We start from the raw sequence: 17,404 nt of genomic DNA, 5'->3' as shown, positions 1-17,404 counted from the left end.
GGGTGACCGCGCTGGGCGGCAAAGGCGGGATTATCCGCCATTTGTCGCCCCCGCGTGGATGGGGCAGATCAAGAAGGATTGACGGTCACCCGTGTCAAGGGTGACCGTGGGTTGCGGACCTGTCGAGCGTGTCCGCCGTCTCTTTGCCGGGCCGCGCACTCAGGGACGTGGGGCCGTGCCCGGCATACGCTCAGGTGCTGCCTTCCTCGTGCTTGCGGCCGACGCTGATGCCGAGCTGCTTGAGCTTGCGGTAGAGGTGGGTACGTTCGAGGCCGGTTTTTTCCGCCAGGCGGGTCATGTTGCCGCCGTCCAGTTGCAGGTGGTGCTCGAAGTAGAGGCGCTCGAAGATCTCGCGGGCTTCGCGCAGCGGCAGGTCGAGGGGCAGGCCGAGGGCGGCGGTCGGCGTCTTGACCAGCAGGTGGGCAACGTCGTCCATGCCGATCTCTTCCTCCAGCGTACCGAGGGAGAGGGATTTGATCGCGGCTTTGAGTTCCCCGTAGCCGCCTGGCCAGGCCTGGTTGCGCAGGGCATTGAGGGCCGCGGAGGTGAGGCGGCGGGGCGGAACTTCCCCGGCTTCGACCAGGTGCAGCAGGATCTGGCTGGCGATCTCGGGGATCTCGTCGCGGATCTCGCCGAGGGCGGGTGGAGCCAGGGATACCTCGAACAGCCGGGCCAGCACGCGTTCTTCCCAGCCGTGCTCGACCAGTTCGTCCGGGCGGTGCTCGGTGGCGACCACCAGGCTCTGGCCGTGGCGTTCCAGGCGGTCCATGGCGAAGACCAGGTTCTTTTGCTGGGGGCGCGACAGGTAGATCAGTTCCGGGACGTAGAGCAGTCCGTTGCGGGCCCCTTCGAGGACGTTCAGTTCGAGGGGGGTGCTGTTCAGGGACAGGTCCAGCCATGGTGCCCCGACCCGCTGCAGTGTGCGCGCGCACAGTTCGGCAAGGCTGCCGGGGCCGACGCGCAGCAGGATGATCCGCGATTTGTCGGCCATCTGCTCCAGGCGCTTGCGCAGGTCGCGTAGCGGGGCGGAGCGGGCGAAGGCAGCGAGGCCCAGCGGACTCGGCGCATGGGCCGGCTTGATGCGGGCCAGGCCGCGTTTGACGGCGGCGAGCAGCTTCTGCAGTGCGATGGGTTTTTCGAGGAATTCCATCGCGCCGATGCGCGTGGCCTCGACAGCGGTGTCGATGGTGCCGTGGCCGGACATCATCACCACCGGCATCGTCAGCTGGCCGTTGGCGGACCATTCCTTGAGCAGGCTGACACCGTCGGTGTCCGGCATCCAGATGTCGAGCAATACCAGGTCAGGGCGCGCGGCATTGCGGGCGGCCCGGGCGGTGGCGGCGTTTTCGGCGAGGATGATGTCGTGACCTTCGTCGCGCAGGATTTCCGACAGGAGTTCGCGGATACCGACTTCGTCGTCAACGATGAGGATTTTAGCCATGGACACTGGACTCAGAATGGGGGGCACAGCGCAGGCGGATACGGATTTCCGCTCCACCGGCTTCTCGATTGGCGAGACGGATTTCGCCCTCGTGCTCGTCGATGATCTTCTTGACGATGGCGAGGCCGAGGCCGGTACCGCGGGTTTTTGTCGTTACATAGGGCTCGAAGGCCCGGGACAGGATCTCGGGCGGGAAGCCCGGTCCATTGTCGCGCAGAACCAAGTCTACCCGGCGTGCGTCGGATCGGGTCAACAGCTCGATTTCCGGATCGGGCTGTTCGGCCAGCGAGTCCTCGGCATTCTGCAACAGGTTGTGGATGACTTGGCGGATCTGCGTAGCATCGCCGAGCACGCGCGGCAGCTCGGCGGCCAGCTCGGCGTGGATCATCACCGGGGAGCCTTCGTAGAGGACCAGGACCTCGCGTACCAGCGCATTCAGATCGACCGGCGCCATCGTCGGGCTGGGTAGGCGGGCGTAGTCGCGGAAGGCATTGACCAGGTTCTTCATGGCCTCGACCTGATTCACGATGGTGGTGGTGGAGCGTTCCAGCATCTGCCGGCCCTCGTCGTCGAGGCGGTCGGCCAGCTTGAACTGCAGGCGTTCGGCTGACAGCTGGATCGGCGTCAGCGGGTTCTTTATCTCGTGGGCCAGGCGTCGTGCCACCTCTGCCCAGGCGGCAGTGCGCTGGGCGGCGATGAGGTGGGTGATGTCGTCGAACACCACCACCCAGCCGCCGCCGGTGTCGTCGGGCAGGCGGGTGCCGTGCAGGAGCAGGGTCTGGGTGCTGCCGTCCGGATTGGAGAATTCGATCTGCCGGTTCCAGTCGGCCTCGGGGCCGTGGAAGCCGTCGAGCAGCGCATCACGGAAGGCGTGATGGTTCTCCCATTCGTCCAGGCGCAGGCGTTCGTAGCCGTCGAGCTGGTCGTTGAGGATGGTCATCGCGCCGTGGTTGGCCGCCCGCAGATGACCGTCCGGCGAGAAGGCCAGCACACCCGCGGAGAGGTTGGCGAGCACACCTTCCAGGTAGGCCCGGTTGCGTTCGACGGCGGCCCGGTGCTTGTCGGCCTGGGCGCGGGCATCTTCCAGCTGGCGGGTCATCTGGTTGAAGGACTGGGTCAGCACGCCGAGCTCGTCGCGAGCCGGCAGGGCCTGGCGGGGGCTGAAGTCGCCGGCGGCCACGGCCTGGGTGCCTTCAGCAAGGATGAACAGCGGTGCGGCGAGGCGGCGGGTCAGCACGAAGGCGACGGCGACGGCAGCGAACAAGGCCAGCAGCAGGGTGAGGGTGAGGGTCAGCGTGTAGATGCGTTTCAGGCCGTTACGGGCGAGGGACAGTTCCTGGTAGTCGCGATGCACCGTCTCGACGCTCTCTGCATGCATTGCGAAGGAGCGCGGTACTTCCTGGGTGACCTGCAGCAGCTGGGGTTCGGTGAAGTGCCGCGATGGAATGGGGACGATTACGCGCAGCACCAGGCCCTCGGTGGCGTTGCCTTCTGCCGCTCGGTAGCCGCGGGTCTGGCGGGCCTGGCGCAACTGGGCGGCGTTCGGCTGTTCGGGCATCAGGGTGTCGAGCTGGATGTCGGCAGTAGCGACGATCTTGCCGTTCGGGGAGAACACGGTGGCGGACTCGATGCCGGCCCGTTCCCGCAACTGGTTGAGCAAGGGAGGACGGATCGGTGCTGCGGGTTCGAGTTCGAGGGCCAGTTGATCGGCCTTGTTGGCGAGCTGGTCGAGGAGGATCTCGAGGGTCGTACGACCGAGTTGGAGGCCGCTTTCGAGGGCCGCATCCACCCGCACGTTGAACCAGGATTCGATGCTCTTCACTGCGAACTGCAGGGATACCGCGTAGACGAGGGCTCCCGGTACGACAGCCATCGCCGCGAAGATGGCCATCAGGCGCAGCTTGAGGCGGGAGCCGAAGCGGCGGGCACGGTGCTCCTGCCACAGGCTGCGCAGCTGGACAAACACCAGGCTGGCCAGTCCAAGGGCGATGATGCCGTTGAGGCCCAGCAGCAGGGTGTAGTTGCGGGCAAACAGGGGAGTATTGGCACTGGCGGTGGCGAGCAGAAAGAGCAGGATGCCACCGACGGCCGCCGCGACGACGAGGCCGGTGGATCTCATTTCGACTCCCGGGTGATGACGAAGGTCCACCGGTACCAGTCGGTGGCCAGGTTCCAGTCCCGCCTGCCGAAGGCGCTGACCTGTAGTGGCTTGGGCAGTTCACCGACGTCCAGGCGGAAGCGCAGCGCGGCGTTGTAGCTCTTTCCGACCTTCAGGGTGTTGCGGTCGGCAACGCCCCAGTTGCGGATGCGCAGCATGGTGCGCATGGCCTCCTCAAGGCTGCCGAAGTTCTGGTGCAGCGCGCCGGTGGTCAGGCGGTATTGCCGGGTCAGGGACTGGTAGGAAAGGCGATAGGTCAGGGTCTTGCTGGCGATCTCCTCGTCCATCCAGTACCAGCGGGGGGCGCTCAGTTCGAACTCGGCGGTGAAGTACAGGGACACGCCCCGGGCAACCACGTCGGCAAGAAGTGGCGTGAGTTCGGCGTTGATGTCGGTATTGAGAACGTAGAGATCGTCGCTGGGCAGCAGGGCCGCATTGCGGATTTCCGCATCGGCGGCGTGTACCGGCGTGGCTTCGAGCGCAAGCAGGGTACCGGCGGTGACACCGATGGTATGGAGCAGGAAGCGGCGGCGCTCAGGCGACTTTCTCGAGCAGGGCGTAGAAGAATCCGTCATGTTCGGAGCAGGGCAGATATTGGCAGTCGAGCTGACCGTCAAGGGGCAGCCGGCGGCAATCGGGATGACGGGCAGCGAAGCCGGCCATCTGCTCGCTGTTCTCCTCGGCAAATACCGAGCAGGTGGCGTAAAGCATTTTGCCACCCGGGGCGAGGACCTGCCACAGGGCATCGACGATCTCGGCCTGTTGTGCGGCGAAGCGGGCGATGTCGCCACCGCGGCGCAGCCACTTGATGTCAGGATTGCGGCGCACCACGCCGGAGGCCGAGCAGGGTACATCGGCAAGGATGCGCTCGAAGAAGCGGCCGTCCCACCAGGCATCCAGGTTGCGGCAGTCGGAAGTCTTGATCGTGGCTGCGAGGCCGAGGCGCTGCAGGTTTTCCTCGATGCGCCGTGTCCGGCCCGGATCCGCGTCGAGGGCAGTGAGGTCCACATCGGCGAGTTCGAGGATGTGGGCCGTCTTGCCGCCAGGCGCGGCACAGGCGTCGAGGACGCGTTGGCCATCCTCCACGTCGAGGTGGTGGGCGGCGAACTGGGCGCCTGCATCCTGCACGCTGATGCAGCCTTCGGCGAAGCCGGGCAGTCGGGAAACCGGTACCGGGCGTTCGAGCAGGAGCGCGCCATTGGCGAGCTGGTGCAGGGGCACGCCGGCGTCAGCAAAGTTGGCCAGCACTTCATCCCGATCGCTGCGCAGCACGTTGATGCGCAGGGCCATCGGCGGGTGGGTGTTGCCGGCGGCGAGGATGTTGCGCCATTGGGCCGGGTACTGGGTCTTCAGACGGCGGATCCACCAGGGCGGGTGGCGATACTCGGCGACCATGTCGGCGTCGGCAGCCTTGTTCAGGTCCTCCATCTGGCGCAGGGCGTTGCGCAGCACACCGTTGGCCACGCCCTTGAACTTGCCGCCGAGGCAGGTGGCTGCCGCGTCTACTGCCTGGTTCACGACGGTGTGGGCGGTGTCGCTGTGGCTGTCGAGACGGTGCAGCGCGACGCGCAGGATGGATTGAACCGGTTCCGGCAAGGGCTTTTGCAGCAGGCGACCGAGGATGAAGTCCTGGCGACCGTAATCCCGCAAACTGCTGTAGGTGAGATCGAGGATGGCTCCGCGGACGCCCGGTGGGGTGCGCGGCCGGGCTGCCCACAGGGCGCCCAGGCTTTCGGTCAGCGTGGTGCCGGCAACTACCTCGGCGATCAGTTCCGCCGCCGTCAGGATGGCGTAGCCGAGGCTGTCTTCCGGTAGGGCGTGGGGAGGGTTCGAAATGGAGGCGTGGGGCATGGAGTCAAGCCAGTAGCTGGCGAATCGAGTTGGGCAGGACCTGGCAGGCGTGGTGCAGGTCGGGGTTGTAATGACGCAGGTCGCGCAGGCCTCTTGCGATGAGGCGCTTCTGCAGGTCGGCGACAGTCGGTTCGTTCATGGGTGTCAGCGTACCCCGCGTCACCAGCCAGGGGCCGCCGTAGGACGGAACGTTGAGCAGGGCCGGGCGCAGGTCGGGAAACAGGGCACGCATCCGCTGCCAGAGGGCGGCTGTCTGGACAGGCTGGTAAAAGGGCGAGCCGAGCTGGACGTGAATCATACCGCCAGTGTGCAGGCTGGCCGCACATAAACGCATGAATTCTGTGCGATGCAGATGGGCGCAGGCCGGGTCGTCGGCTTCGGTGAGGTCGAACAGGATGAGGTCGAAGCGCTCTCCATGGTCGTACGCCCGTTGGAGGGTGTCGGCGGCATCCCCATGGTGCAGTTCGACGCGAGGGGAGTCGAAGGCGCCGGCGGGCAGGGTGGGGATGTGCTGGCGGATGACACGAACCACCTCAGGGTCGAGCTCCGCGATGATGATCCGCTCGATGTCCGGGTGCTTCAGCAGTTCGCGAGCGGTGGCGCCGTCGCCTCCGCCGAGAACGAGGGCGCTGCGCGGCTCATGATGGGCAAGGGCCGGTAGATGGGCGAGGCTTTCGTGGATGATGTACTCGTCCGCTTCGGCGGCCATCAGGTCGCCGTCCAGTCTGTATAGGCGGCCGAGACTTGCGGTTGTTTCCACACTGATCCGCTGGTGGATGCTGCGGATCTCGATGGCTTTCGCTTTGCGGTCGATGGACAGAGCGACATCGGGCGCAAGAGGGGAGTGAAAGAAGGGTTGTTTCACGTGGAACAACTCCGTCAGGGCAGGAAGGTGTCGACGCTGAAGCGCAGGATCAGGGCGCCGACGACGAACAGGAAGGCTTTGCGGACAAAGGCTGCGCCGTGGCGAAGCGCGAGGGCCGTTCCCACGCGGGAGCCCAACAGATTGCAGCCGCCCATGATTGCAGCAACGATCCAGAAGATCTCTCCGTGGGAGACGAAGACAGCGATGGCCGCCAGGTTGGTGGCAACGTTGACAATCTTGGCCGATACGGAGGCGTGCAGGAAATCCATCCCGAGGAAACGGATGAACAGGAAGATCAGGAAGCTGCCGGTGCCCGGTCCGAAAAAGCCGTCGTAGAAACCTATGGCTGCACCGATCAGCATGGCTCGCCGCACTTCGGTGGTGGGATTGGCGAGGCGCTGATGGATGCTGCCGAAATCCTTGCGGATGTAGGTGTAGATCGCTACCGCCGTCAGCAGGACGAGAATCAATGGGCGTAGAGCGGAGGGTGGAAACAGCACGACAGTTCGGGCGCCCAACCAGGATCCTGCTGCGGCCGCGATGGCGGCGGGAGCGGCTGCCCGCCAGGGTACCGCCAGTCGGCGGGCGTACTGCGCTGCTGCGCTGGCCGTACCCAGCACGCTGGCCAGTTTGTTGGTGCCGAACAGTGTGCCGGGTGCAGCTTGGGGATAAGCGGAGAACAGAAGCGGAATCTGGATGAGGCCGCCGCCGCCGACAACGGCGTCGACGACGCCCGCGAAGAAGGCGCCGGCAGCGAGGAGTGGTAGGGCTAGATCCATGGGGTGTGTTTCACGTGGAACAAGAACTCCGTCAGGCGAAGAAACCTTCGGCAAGCAGTGCCGACTGGATGCCCTCAAGCGCCTCGAATCCGCCAAGGGGCAGGCTGACGCCGAGACCTGGAACTTCGGCCTCGGCGGGATTGATGCGGATCAGGGGGGCGCCAAGTGTCTCGCTGAACCAGCGTACAGTGGGTACGTGCTTGCCTGCACCGATCTCCACGACAACCGGTCGTCGCGTCGTTTGCAGCCAGGTGTCCAGCCTGCGCCGCTGCGCTGTGCTGCGGCGACTCACCCAGTCCCCGTCACCAAACATCAACACGTTGGGACGCAGCAGGTCATTGCAGTGGCAGCAGCGGGGCAGGGGAGACACCAGCTGACAGGTCGCGTCGCTCACCTCGGGTGAGATATCATCGGCAGAAAGGATGTCGCCGGCGCAGCCGTTGACGCACTGCAGGTGATGGATCGATCCATGCACTTCGCAGATCTGTGCCTCATCGAAGTCGGCCTTCTGGAACTGGCCGTCCACATTGGAGGTGAACACGAAGGCGTTGTGAGGCAGGCGCTCGGCGATGGCGCGCAGAATGGCAAAGCCCCGGTGGGGTTGGGTGTGGCGGTAGAGGTTCAGGCGATGGCCGTAGAAGCCCCAGGCCAGGCGTGGATCACGCCGAAAGGCGGCCGGGTTGGCAATCTCCTCGAAAGTGATACGGGCCTCGGCGAGCGCCGGATAGGCACGCCAGAATCCACTGTTGCCGCGAAAGTCCGGCAGGCCAGAGTCAACACCCATGCCGGCCCCGGCGGCGGCGACGAGCCCGTCGGCCGCCGCTATCAGCCTTGCGGCTTCGGACAGAGCGCTCATCGCTGGGCGACGATGAAAATCCGGCGGAAAGGAAAAAGCGTGCATCCCGCCGTGTCTGGTGGGTAGGCCTCGGCAAGTCGGTCAGCGAGCTCGGAGAAGAATGCATCGCGTGTCTCCGTGTCCATCGGTGCAACATAGGGCAGCAGCGTCGTACCACGCAACCAGTCCAGCACGGGGGACGGGCCGGTCAAGGCCTGCCAGTAGGTTGTCTCCCACAAGGACAAGCGGGTCGTGCCGGAAGCGAGCAATCGATGGTAATCGGCCAGCCCGAGGATCGCGCCCATACGCCCGCTGCCGACCTTGCCTGCCCAGGCTGATGAGGCAGCCATCTCACGGATGATGCGATGGGAGGGCGCGTCGAAGTTGCCGGGCATCTGCACGGCAAGCACACCGCCGGGAGACAAGGCGTCGAGCAGCCGCGGGAAGAGCGTTTCATGCTGGCCGACCCAATGCAGGGCCGCATTGGAGAACAGCAGATCAAGGGGTTCGTCGGCGTCCCAGTGTTCGACGCCGGTCAGCTCGAAACGGACGCCGGGAAGCTGTGCGCGTGCCCGCTCGAGCATTTCAGGGGAGCTGTCGAGGCCGGTCAGTTCTGCGTCAGGCCAACGTTCGGCAAGCAGGCGGGTTACATTGCCGGCACCACAGCCGAGGTCGACGATGTGGGCAGGGCGACGCAGCGGGATGCGGCCGAGCAGATCAAGAGCCGGGCGCAAGCGTTCATCGGAAAACTGCAGGTAACGGTCAGGCTCCCAAACCATAGTGGCTTCTCCTGTGATTGCGATGGAGGCGAGGCCTCGGCTGCCCGGGCGGCAGGTCTGTCTCCATGATGCCAGTCGACCCCGCAAAAACAAACCCGGCTGGCGTGCCGGGTTTTGTGTGAGGAAGCGCTCGCGTCAGACTGGTGCTCAGACGTCCGGCTTGATGCAATGAGCGCTTTTGGCGGCTTGATAGGTTTGATCCACCTGCTGGCGGTCCGTGGCGGTATTCAGTTGTTTGGTGAAGTCAGCACATTCCGTGCGTTCGGCGAGCAATTCGCGAGTGGCTTTCACCTTGTCGGCGAGGGAGATGGGTGGTTCCGCCGAGCAGGCCACCAGGGTGAGGGCGAGCAGGGCTGTGTAGCGGATCGCGGAAAGGCGCACGGAAAAACTCCTTGAGACAGATGGCCGGTAACTGTCAGGGAACACGGACGGGGCCGATGTCGCCGCATTTACGCGACGCCGAGAATTATGTCGCATCCGTGGGTGGAGGGTTGGATTCCTGTCGAGAACTATTTCTCGAAGATTAGGCAGGCACAAGCCGATGCTTGTCTACAGGAAGTTCCCGAACAGGTGAGGTAAATGGAAAAGCTGCTGATTTCTCGTGGAAGGAACTGGAGCGGCTTCGAGCGTCGATCCGGCAAAGACCGGCGGCAGCGTGATCGCGGATCTCCTACTGGCTATGAACGCAGGCACCAGGTTGAGCAACGGGAGATCGAGGTTACCGAATGGTTCTGCTCCGAGCCCGAATGGCAGGTCTTGCAGAAGAAGTGGCTGCACTGAGGCAGTAAGAGTGCTGCGTTTGGGCTGACAGGGGAAATGGGGTGGCCGGACGCTTACTGATCGGTGTCAGCTGCCGGCGCGGCACACCTGGTGCTCCTTGCATTCAGGCTCTCGCGTGGATCTCAGCTTGGATACCGCCATGCGCCTATCGGTTAGGCACCCGCGCCGACAAGTCGGTCTCTGCATTCGCCAGTCCATTAACCAACTCCACGTCTAAAACTGCCGATTCAGTGCGTATTTCGCTGCGTACCGGCCGGCCAAAAAGCAAAACCCGCCACTGGGGCGGGTCGGTTCTTGAAGTGCGTCGGTCTGATCGAAGGAACTTCAATGTCTGATTTTTCTTGGCGTGACAGATGCTGCCAGATCCGACTTCGATGACGAGACGAAATACTCATCCCCAAGCTGGAAGTAGTAAGTACAAGCTGTTGCGGGGAGTGTGTTGGGGGCATTGGCTTTGTAGTCAAAGCAGAACCGTCCATCATCAGCGATTTTCCAGACCCCGATGAAGTTAAGCGCCGCACGCCCTGGATTCTGTAAATACCCCCCGATACGTCCGTCTGCATTCACGCTTGCATCGATGGTGCCGCCGCTGGCTCGAACACCTGAAAAGTTTGCGCCAACAAGAGTCTTGGTCAGTTCGTCTTTTTCGAGAACGTGCCCCCCTTTGTCGAGTATCTCGCCAAGCGTGGTTTGTGCCTGAGCTGAGAAACAAGAGACACTCGCCAGCAGCAACGCAAAAACGTTCGATTTCCACTTCGCGTCCATACTTTCCCCCTTGCCATCGCCCTAGAGACAGTATGAATTTACCGTATTGCGACAAGCGATATGCCTATTGAAACGAAAAGTCACGCCATGGCCAGGTCAGATTTCTCACTGATTTTTCGATAATGGGAAACAACAACCTAAGGGGTCCGGAAAACGGCCGGCTCATGCGGCTCTCTGTCCCCGTGACGCAAACCCCAGGAGATTCCGGGCAATTCAAGGCCTGCCGCCTCATAGTCATTTGATTTCGCTTTGGAGGGGGGCTTCACCTGCGTGGATCCACCCGGCGTATACAAGCACACTGCGGAACAAAAAAGCCCGCAGTTATGCGGGCTTGAGGGGGGCGGTGGATCGCGTTGGAATGCTGCGGAAGTCTCGCTATTTTCCGATGCAGAAGCGCGAGAAGATGACCCCGAGAAGGTCGTCCGGCGTGAATTCCCCAGTGATTTCGTTGATGGCTTCCTGCGCGAGGCGCAGTTCCTCGGCCATCAGTTCCAGGGCTTGACGATTTTCCAGTGCTGCCTGAGTGTGGGCTAGTGCGGTCCGCAGTGCCACCAGGTGGCGTTCGCGGGCGAGGATCACGTCTTCGCCGTGGCGATGCCAGCCGGCCACGCGCAGCAGCTCGCTGCGAAGCAGGTCGACGCCTTGGCCAGCCTTGGCGGACAGGAAAAGCTGGACGCCTTCCTGGCCCTCCAGCCGTTCAGGCTGACGCTCTACCAGGTCGACCTTGTTGAAGACGGTGATCCGTTCGACGCCGGCAGGCAGGCGCGCGTCGATGGCTGCATCGGCATCGGTCGCGCCATTGCGTACGTCCACCAACCGTACGACGACGTCGGCCCGGTCGATTTCCTGCCAGGTACGGGCGATGCCGATCTTCTCGACCTCGTCGGTGGTGTCGCGCAGGCCGGCGGTGTCGGTGATGTGGAGCGGGATGCCCTCGATCTGGATGGTCTCGCGCAGTGCATCGCGGGTGGTGCCGGCGATGTCGGTGACGATCGCGCGCTCCTCGCCGGCGAGGCGGTTGAGCAGGCTGGACTTGCCGACGTTGGGCTGACCGACCAGCACCACGTGCAGGCCGTTGCGCAGCAGGCTGCCCTGAGCCGCGCGGTCGAGGATCGCAGACAGCTCGTTGACGATGACCGCGACGCGTTCGAAGGCTCGTGCCTCGACGAGGAAGTCCACGTCTTCGTCCGGGAAGTCCAGCGTGGCTTCCACCAGCATGCGAAGGTCGATGAGGCGATCACACAGGCCATGGACTTCCTTTGAGAAGCTGCCGGTCAGCGAGCGGACCGCCGAGCGGGCGGCTGCGGCGGTGGAGGCTTCGATGAGGTCGGCAACGCTTTCCGCCTGGGCGAGATCGAGCTTGCCGTTGAGGAAGGCGCGGCGGGTGAATTCGCCGGGTTCCGCTAGACGGGCGCCGAGTTCCAGGCACCGGGCCAGCAGCATCTGCATGACCACCGGGCCGCCGTGGCCCTGCAATTCGATGACGTCTTCGCCGGTGAAGGAGTGGGGGGCCGGGAAGTAGAGGAGGAGGCCTTCGTCGATCAGCTGCCCGCTGCCGTCACGGAAGCGGGCGAACTGGGCGACCCGGGCTTGCGGCTCACGGCCGGAGAAGCTGGCCACGAGCGCGGAGAGCTTCGGCCCGGAGATCCGGACCACGCCGATGCCACCACGCCCAGGCGCGGTGGCAATCGCCGCGATGGTGTCACTCGGCGGGTTTGCCACCGGCCGCGATCATCCGGTTGATCTGCCATTGCTGGGCGATCGACAGGGAGTTGTTCACCACCCAGTACAGCACGAGGCCGGCCGGGAACCACAGGAACATGAAGGTGAACAGGATCGGCATCAGCATCATCACCTTGGCCTGGATCGGATCGGGCGGCGCCGGGTTGAGGCGGGTCTGGATCAGGCTGGTGGCGCCCATGATCAGCGGCAGGATGTAGAACGGATCCTTCACCGACAGATCGTGAATCCAGCCCAGCCACGGCGCGCCGCGCATCTCGACGACGCCGAGCAGCACCCAGTATAGGGCGATGAAGACCGGAATCTGGATCAGGATGGGCAGGCAGCCACCCAGCGGATTGACCTTCTCGCGCTTGTAGAGGTCCATCATGGCCTGCTGCAGCTTCATCTTGTCGTCGCCGCATTGCTCCTTGAGGCGCTGCAGGCGCGGGCCGAGGGTCTTCATCTTGGCCATCGACTTGTAGCTGGCGGCGGACAGCGGGAAGAACAGCGCCTTCAGCGCGATGGTTACCAGGATGATGGCCCAGCCCCAGTTGCCGGTCAGCTTGTGGAACCACTGCAGCACCCAGAACAGCGGCGCGGCGATGATGGTCAGCCAGCCGTAGTCCACCACCAGATCGAAGCCCTTGGCGAACTGGTCGAGGCGACTCTGTTCCTGCGGGCCGGCGTACAGCGGCACCGACAGCTTGCCGGTCTGGCCGGGGGCAATGCTGGCCACCGGCACGATCACGCCAGCGGAGTACAGGTCGGAGCTGATCTGGTTGGCGAAGAACTCGCGCTCGCCTTCCTTAGGTGCCCAGCCGGCGACGAAGTAGTGCTGGACCATCGCGGCCCAGCCGTCGGCGGCCTTGGTGACGAACTTGGCCTTCTTGTCGGCGATGTCCTCGAACTTCACCTTCTGGTACTTCTCGGCCTCGGTGTAGAAGGCCGGGCCGGTGAAGGTCTGGACGCCGAAGCCGCCGGGCTGCTCGGCGGGCTTGCCGTCACGGGTGAACTGGAAGTAGGCGTGGGGCGCCAGCGGGGCTGCGCTGCCGTTGGCGATCTCGTAGCTCACGTCCGCCGTGTAGCTGCCACGGTGGAAGGTGATCAGCTTGCTGACCTTCACGCCGTCGGCGGTCGGCGGTGCATCGAGGCGCAGCGTGACGGCATCCTCGCCGTCCTTCAGCGCGACGTTCTTGGTACTCAGCGCGAAAACGGTCTTGTGATTGGGCAGGCCGTTACCGATCAGGCCGGTCTGGGCCGCGTAGCTGTGCTTCTCGCCATTGTCGAAGAGCACATAGTTGCGCGCCTGGTCGTCGGTTGCCTTGTGCTGGGTCAGCTCCAGGCGAATGATGTCGCCGCCTTGGGCAGACACCTCGGCCACCAGCAGGTCGGTGCGCGCGGTGGCGATCTCGGCGGGCGCTGCGGCTACTGCAGCAGCCTGGCCGGGCACGGCGGCGGCGCCAGGGGCGGCAGCCGTGGCGGTAGGCGTGGGTACGCCGGTGGCTGCGCCGCTGCCGGCGGCAGCTACAGGCGGAACCTTGGGCTGGTTGTGCTTCTGCCAGCCGTCCCACAGCATGACCAGCGAGAACGAGAAGACGAGAAGGAGGATCAGGCGACGGTTGTCCATCGGTGTCAGTGTCAGGAAGGGGTTGAGGCGGACCGGAGGAGAGGGATCAGGGCACGGGATCGAAGCCGCCGCCACTGAAGGGGTGGCAACGGCACACCCGCCGCGCGGCGAGCCACGAGCCTTTCAGGGCGCCATGACGTTCCACGGCCTCCACGGCGTACTCGGAACAGGACGGAACGAAGCGGCAGTTGCGTCCCAGCATGGGGCTGATGGCGTAACGATAGGCCTGCAACAGGGCCAGCACGGCGCGTTTCATCGCGGTGCCTTGCTTTCGCGGCCTGCTTTGGGCAAGCGCTCGAACAGTGCGAGCATGTCTTCGCGCATGGTGCGTCTCGTTACGTCGCCAACCTTAGCCGACAATCGTAACACCAGATCGTAGTCCGGCAAGCTTGCTTGGGCATGACGAAATACGTCGCGGCCGATCCGCTTCACCAGATTGCGCAGCACGGCACGTTTGGCGAGCTTCTTGGCGACGACGACACCGAGGCGGGCGCTGCCGGCCTGGTTCGGGCAGTAATGCAAGGCGAAGTACCGTCCGCGCAGCACGCGCCGAAAAGCAAAAACGGATGAAAACTCATCCGTTTTGTGCAGTCGCAAGGACGAGCCGAAGCCGAATCCTGCCTGGGGTGTCGCTTCCTCTGCCGCGCGATTGTCGCTGTCGACAGGGGAAGTGGCCTCTGCGGCCTTAGACGGCGAGGCGATGACGGCCCTTGGCGCGGCGAGCGGCGATGACCTTACGGCCGCCACGGGTGGCCATGCGAACCAGGAAGCCGTGGGTGCGCTTGCGACGGACGACGGAAGGTTGGTAAGTACGTTTCATTTTTCGTGCCCGAAAAGTTGAGTCAAACGCGCAATTTGATACGTTAACCCACTGTTTGTCAAGCACGTTTTGACGTTTTTGCGCAAGCCCCTTAGTTGTAGGGCGTGGTGATGGCGTGCGGGGTCGGGCCGGTGGAGTGTACAAGCTGTGGATAAGTCTACGCCGGGAGGGTACAATACGCGTTTGGCCGGACCCCCTTGCGCGCATGTCCGGCTGCCCCGACCGTGTGTCGGTGCGCCCCGTATAACGAGAATCCGCGCGCATTCCGCTGTTTACAAAGCCCACCCTTAGATCGTGCCCGAAGCCTCATCGTCGTCCCAATGCGCCGCGTTCTGGACGCATTGCCTGAGCTGCCTGGAGCAGGAATTGCCCGCTCAGCAGTTCAAGACCTGGATCCTTCCCCTGCGCGTCGAAGAGCTGGACGACGAAGGGGTAGGACTGCGTCTGGTCGCTCCGTCGAACTTCCATCGCCAGTGGCTGCGTGATCGCTACCTGCGGCGGATTGAGGAACTCGGCGAAGAATATTTCGGCGGCTTGCCGACCATCGAAGTTGGCCTGGCGCCGGCGGGCGGCCTGCGCCGGCCCGGTCCGGCAGCGGCCCCCGCTGCCGTGGCTCCCGTCGGTGCCGCACCCGCCGTGCCCTCCCCTGCTGCTGCGCCGGCGCCTGCGGTCGCCGCACCGGCAGGCCTGCGCCCGCAGGCGCCGGATGCCGGTGTTTCCGCCGAAGCCGTCAACTACGACAAGTCGCGCCTCAACCCCGATTTCACCTTCGACACGCTGGTCACCGGCCGCGCCAACGACCTGGCCCGCGCCGCCGCCCTGCAGGTGGCCCAGAACCCCGGCGTGTCCTACAACCCGCTGTTCATCTACGGTGGCGTCGGCCTCGGCAAGACCCACTTGATCCACGCGCTGGGCAACTACGTCTTCAAGCACGACCCGAAGAAGGTCATCCGCTACGTGCACGCCGAGGACTACTACGCCGACGTGGTGCGCGCCTACCAGCAAAAATCCTTCGACGTCTTCAAGCGCTACTACCGCTCGCTGGACGTGCTGATCATCGACGACATCCAGTTCTTCAACAACAAGAACCGGACCCAGGAAGAGTTCTTCCATGCCTTCAACGCCCTCACCGAGGCCAAGAAGCAGATCATCATCACCAGCGACACCTACCCCAAGGACGTCCAGGGTCTGGAAGACCGCCTGATCTCGCGCTTCGACTGGGGCCTGACGGTGCAGATCGAGCCGCCCGAGCTCGAGATGCGCGTCGCCATTCTCAAGAAGAAGGCCGAAGCCGAGCGTATCGACCTGAACGAGGACGTCGCCTTCCTGATCGCCAAGAACCTGCGCTCCAACGTGCGCGAGCTCGAAGGCGCCCTCAAGAAGGTGCTCGCCTTCGCCCGCTTCCACGGCCGCGACGTCAGCCTCGAAGTGGCCAAGGAAGCCCTCAAGGACCTGCTCAACGCGCACAACCGGCAGCTCACCGCGGAGTTCATCCAGAAGACCGTCGCCGACTACTACAAGATCAAGGTCGCCGACATGCACTCCAAGAAGCGCACGCGTGTCATCGCGCGGCCGCGCCAGGTGGCCATGTTCCTTGCCAAGGACCTCACCCCGATGAGCCTGCCGGCCATCGGCGAAGCCTTTGGCGGCCGCGACCATACCACCGTGCTGCATGCCTGCCGCACCATCGCCGAGTTGCGCCTCGGCGACACCCAGCTCAACCATGATCTGCACGTCCTGACCCAGGTCCTGCGAGGATGATGATGAAACCTTGTGCCATCAAGATTGAAGGCCGGATGCCCGCCGCCGGGTGTCTGCCCCTGTAAAAACGATTCGGAGACCTCAGTCCATGCTGCTCTTCACCGCGCCCCGCGACGCCCTTCTCGCCCCGCTGCAATCGGTATCCGGCATCGTCGAGAAGCGTCACACCCTGCCGATCCTCTCGAACGTGCTGATCGAGAAGAAGGGTGAGTCCCTCACCCTCCTCGCCACCGATATCGAAATCCAGATCCGCAACAGCACCACCGCGGTCGATGGCGCCGACGACGTGGCGATCACCGTCGGTGCCCGCAAGCTGCAGGACATCCTGCGCGCCCTGCCCGACACCGCCGACGTCAGCCTCACGCTCGACGACAAGCGCATCACCCTCAAGGCCGGCAAGAGCCGCTTCCAGCTGCAGACCCTGCCCGCCGCCGACTACCCGCGCCTGGCCCCGCCGGAAGGCGAAGGCATCCACTTCACCACCACCCAGAGAGCTTTCAAGAAGCAACTGGCGCTGGTGCAGTACGCCATGGCCCAGCAGGACATCCGCTACTACCTCAACGGCCTGCTGCTGGTCGTCTCCGGCGACGTGCTGCGCATGGTCGCCACCGACGGCCACCGCCTGGCCTATGCCGCTTCCCCGCTGGTCGGTGATTTCGCCCGTACCGACGTGATCCTGCCGCGCAAGACCGTCGTGGAACTGGCCCGCCAGCTGGCCGACTCCGACGAAGCCCTCGAAGTCACCATCGTCGGCAACCAGATCGTCTTCCGCTTCGGCCACATCGAGCTCATCTCCAAGCTCATCGACGGCAAGTTCCCCGACTACGAACGCGTCATCCCGCAAGGCCACCCCAAGCTGGTCAAGGCCAGCCGCCTGGCCCTGCTGCAATCCCTGCAGCGTGCCGCCATTCTCACCAACGAGAAGTTCCGCGGCGTGCGCCTGATGCTCTCCGAAGGCAGCCTCAAGCTGGTGTCCACCAACGCCGAGCAGGAAGAAGCCCTGGAAGAACTCGAAGTCGACTACGCCGGCGACAGCCTCGACATCGGCTTCAACGTCACCTACCTGCTCGACGTGCTGACCAACGTCGCCGCCAACGAGATCGAGATCCGCTTCAACGACGGCAACGCCAGCGCCCTCTTCGGCCTCGCCGACAACGCCGACTTCAAGTACGTCGTAATGCCGATGCGGATCTGATCCGTCGCATCACCATCCGACTGCGA

The 17,404-nt window shown here is 64.3% G+C and carries 18 protein-coding genes; 3 read left to right on the top strand and 15 right to left on the bottom strand.

The window, feature by feature from the left end; genetic code table 11:
• Nucleotides 1–190: 190 nt before the first annotated feature.
• The 9 genes from B4920_RS10075 to B4920_RS10035 all read right to left on the bottom strand — a co-directional run bounded on the left by B4920_RS10075 (nucleotide 191) and on the right by B4920_RS10035 (nucleotide 9,089).
• Nucleotides 191–1,441, bottom strand: coding sequence for a sigma-54 dependent transcriptional regulator (locus B4920_RS10075; protein ID WP_079434533.1), 1,251 nt, complete (start codon nucleotides 1,439–1,441; stop codon nucleotides 191–193).
• Nucleotides 1,434–3,560, bottom strand: a complete 2,127-nt coding sequence (locus B4920_RS10070) for an ATP-binding protein (protein ID WP_079434532.1) — start codon at nucleotides 3,558–3,560, stop codon at nucleotides 1,434–1,436. Before B4920_RS10070 ends, B4920_RS10075 begins: the two co-directional genes overlap by 8 nt.
• Nucleotides 3,557–4,174, bottom strand: a complete 618-nt coding sequence (locus tag B4920_RS10065) for a DUF4390 domain-containing protein (protein ID WP_079434531.1) — start codon at nucleotides 4,172–4,174, stop codon at nucleotides 3,557–3,559. Before B4920_RS10065 ends, B4920_RS10070 begins: the two co-directional genes overlap by 4 nt.
• A complete protein-coding gene (gene rsmB / locus B4920_RS10060) occupies nucleotides 4,134–5,450 on the bottom strand; it encodes a 16S rRNA (cytosine(967)-C(5))-methyltransferase RsmB (RefSeq protein WP_079434530.1) in 1,317 nt (438 codons plus the stop codon). The genes B4920_RS10065 and rsmB overlap by 41 nt, the downstream gene beginning before the upstream one ends.
• 4 nt (nucleotides 5,451–5,454) lie before the next feature.
• Nucleotides 5,455–6,315, bottom strand: a complete 861-nt coding sequence (locus tag B4920_RS10055) for a fused MFS/spermidine synthase (RefSeq protein WP_161493271.1) — start codon at nucleotides 6,313–6,315, stop codon at nucleotides 5,455–5,457.
• 14 nt (nucleotides 6,316–6,329) lie between these two features.
• On the bottom strand, nucleotides 6,330–7,094 hold the full coding sequence (locus B4920_RS10050) for a sulfite exporter TauE/SafE family protein (protein WP_079434526.1): 765 nt from the start codon (nucleotides 7,092–7,094) through the stop codon (nucleotides 6,330–6,332).
• Between the two features lie 31 nt (nucleotides 7,095–7,125).
• Nucleotides 7,126–7,950 carry a Sir2 family NAD-dependent protein deacetylase gene (locus B4920_RS10045; protein WP_079434525.1) on the bottom strand — a complete coding sequence of 275 codons (825 nt, stop codon included), beginning with the start codon at nucleotides 7,948–7,950 and terminating at the stop codon, nucleotides 7,126–7,128.
• On the bottom strand, nucleotides 7,947–8,708 hold the full coding sequence (locus tag B4920_RS10040) for a methyltransferase domain-containing protein (RefSeq protein WP_079434524.1): 762 nt from the start codon (nucleotides 8,706–8,708) through the stop codon (nucleotides 7,947–7,949). Before B4920_RS10040 ends, B4920_RS10045 begins: the two co-directional genes overlap by 4 nt.
• Before the next feature lie 147 nt (nucleotides 8,709–8,855).
• Nucleotides 8,856–9,089, bottom strand: coding sequence for a hypothetical protein (locus B4920_RS10035; RefSeq protein ID WP_079434522.1), 234 nt, complete (start codon nucleotides 9,087–9,089; stop codon nucleotides 8,856–8,858).
• 198 nt (nucleotides 9,090–9,287) lie between these two features.
• Here B4920_RS10035 and B4920_RS10030 point away from each other — a divergent pair, with 198 nt between their 5' ends.
• Nucleotides 9,288–9,488: a hypothetical protein gene (locus tag B4920_RS10030; RefSeq protein WP_088179441.1), complete on the top strand. Its 201-nt coding sequence runs from the start codon at nucleotides 9,288–9,290 to the stop codon at nucleotides 9,486–9,488.
• Nucleotides 9,489–9,812: 324 nt separating this feature from the next.
• Here the strand turns inward: B4920_RS10030 and B4920_RS28770 are convergent, their stop codons facing one another.
• From B4920_RS28770 to rpmH, 6 genes are all read right to left on the bottom strand, one after another.
• Nucleotides 9,813–10,253, bottom strand: coding sequence for a hypothetical protein (locus tag B4920_RS28770; protein WP_139379480.1), 441 nt, complete (start codon nucleotides 10,251–10,253; stop codon nucleotides 9,813–9,815).
• A gap of 375 nt (nucleotides 10,254–10,628) precedes the next feature.
• The gene (gene mnmE / locus B4920_RS10025) at nucleotides 10,629–11,975 is read right to left on the bottom strand and encodes a tRNA uridine-5-carboxymethylaminomethyl(34) synthesis GTPase MnmE (protein ID WP_079434521.1); all 1,347 of its coding nucleotides are present in this window, start codon (nucleotides 11,973–11,975) and stop codon (nucleotides 10,629–10,631) included.
• Nucleotides 11,956–13,602 (bottom strand): membrane protein insertase YidC, encoded by a 1,647-nt coding sequence (gene yidC / locus B4920_RS10020; RefSeq protein ID WP_079434519.1) that lies wholly within the window; start codon nucleotides 13,600–13,602, stop codon nucleotides 11,956–11,958. The genes mnmE and yidC overlap by 20 nt, the downstream gene beginning before the upstream one ends.
• A 46-nt stretch (nucleotides 13,603–13,648) precedes the next feature.
• Nucleotides 13,649–13,858: a membrane protein insertion efficiency factor YidD gene (gene yidD, locus B4920_RS10015; RefSeq protein WP_079434517.1), complete on the bottom strand. Its 210-nt coding sequence runs from the start codon at nucleotides 13,856–13,858 to the stop codon at nucleotides 13,649–13,651.
• On the bottom strand, nucleotides 13,855–14,199 hold the full coding sequence (gene rnpA, locus B4920_RS10010; RefSeq protein WP_173862656.1) for a ribonuclease P protein component: 345 nt from the start codon (nucleotides 14,197–14,199) through the stop codon (nucleotides 13,855–13,857). Before rnpA ends, yidD begins: the two co-directional genes overlap by 4 nt.
• Nucleotides 14,200–14,287: 88 nt before the next feature.
• Nucleotides 14,288–14,422: a 50S ribosomal protein L34 gene (gene rpmH, locus B4920_RS10005; RefSeq protein WP_079434516.1), complete on the bottom strand. Its 135-nt coding sequence runs from the start codon at nucleotides 14,420–14,422 to the stop codon at nucleotides 14,288–14,290.
• A gap of 294 nt (nucleotides 14,423–14,716) precedes the next feature.
• Here rpmH and dnaA point away from each other — a divergent pair, with 294 nt between their 5' ends.
• The gene (gene dnaA / locus B4920_RS10000) at nucleotides 14,717–16,183 is read left to right on the top strand and encodes a chromosomal replication initiator protein DnaA (RefSeq protein ID WP_079434515.1); all 1,467 of its coding nucleotides are present in this window, start codon (nucleotides 14,717–14,719) and stop codon (nucleotides 16,181–16,183) included.
• Nucleotides 16,184–16,271: 88 nt separating this feature from the next.
• On the top strand, nucleotides 16,272–17,378 hold the full coding sequence (dnaN, locus tag B4920_RS09995) for a DNA polymerase III subunit beta (RefSeq protein WP_079434514.1): 1,107 nt from the start codon (nucleotides 16,272–16,274) through the stop codon (nucleotides 17,376–17,378).
• The last annotated feature ends 26 nt before the right edge of the window (nucleotides 17,379–17,404 follow it).

This window comes from Zoogloea sp. LCSB751, from assembly GCF_002028455.1.
In the GTDB taxonomy this organism is placed as follows: domain Bacteria; phylum Pseudomonadota; class Gammaproteobacteria; order Burkholderiales; family Rhodocyclaceae; genus Zoogloea.
This window is presented reverse-complemented; position numbering and strand designations above follow the sequence as displayed.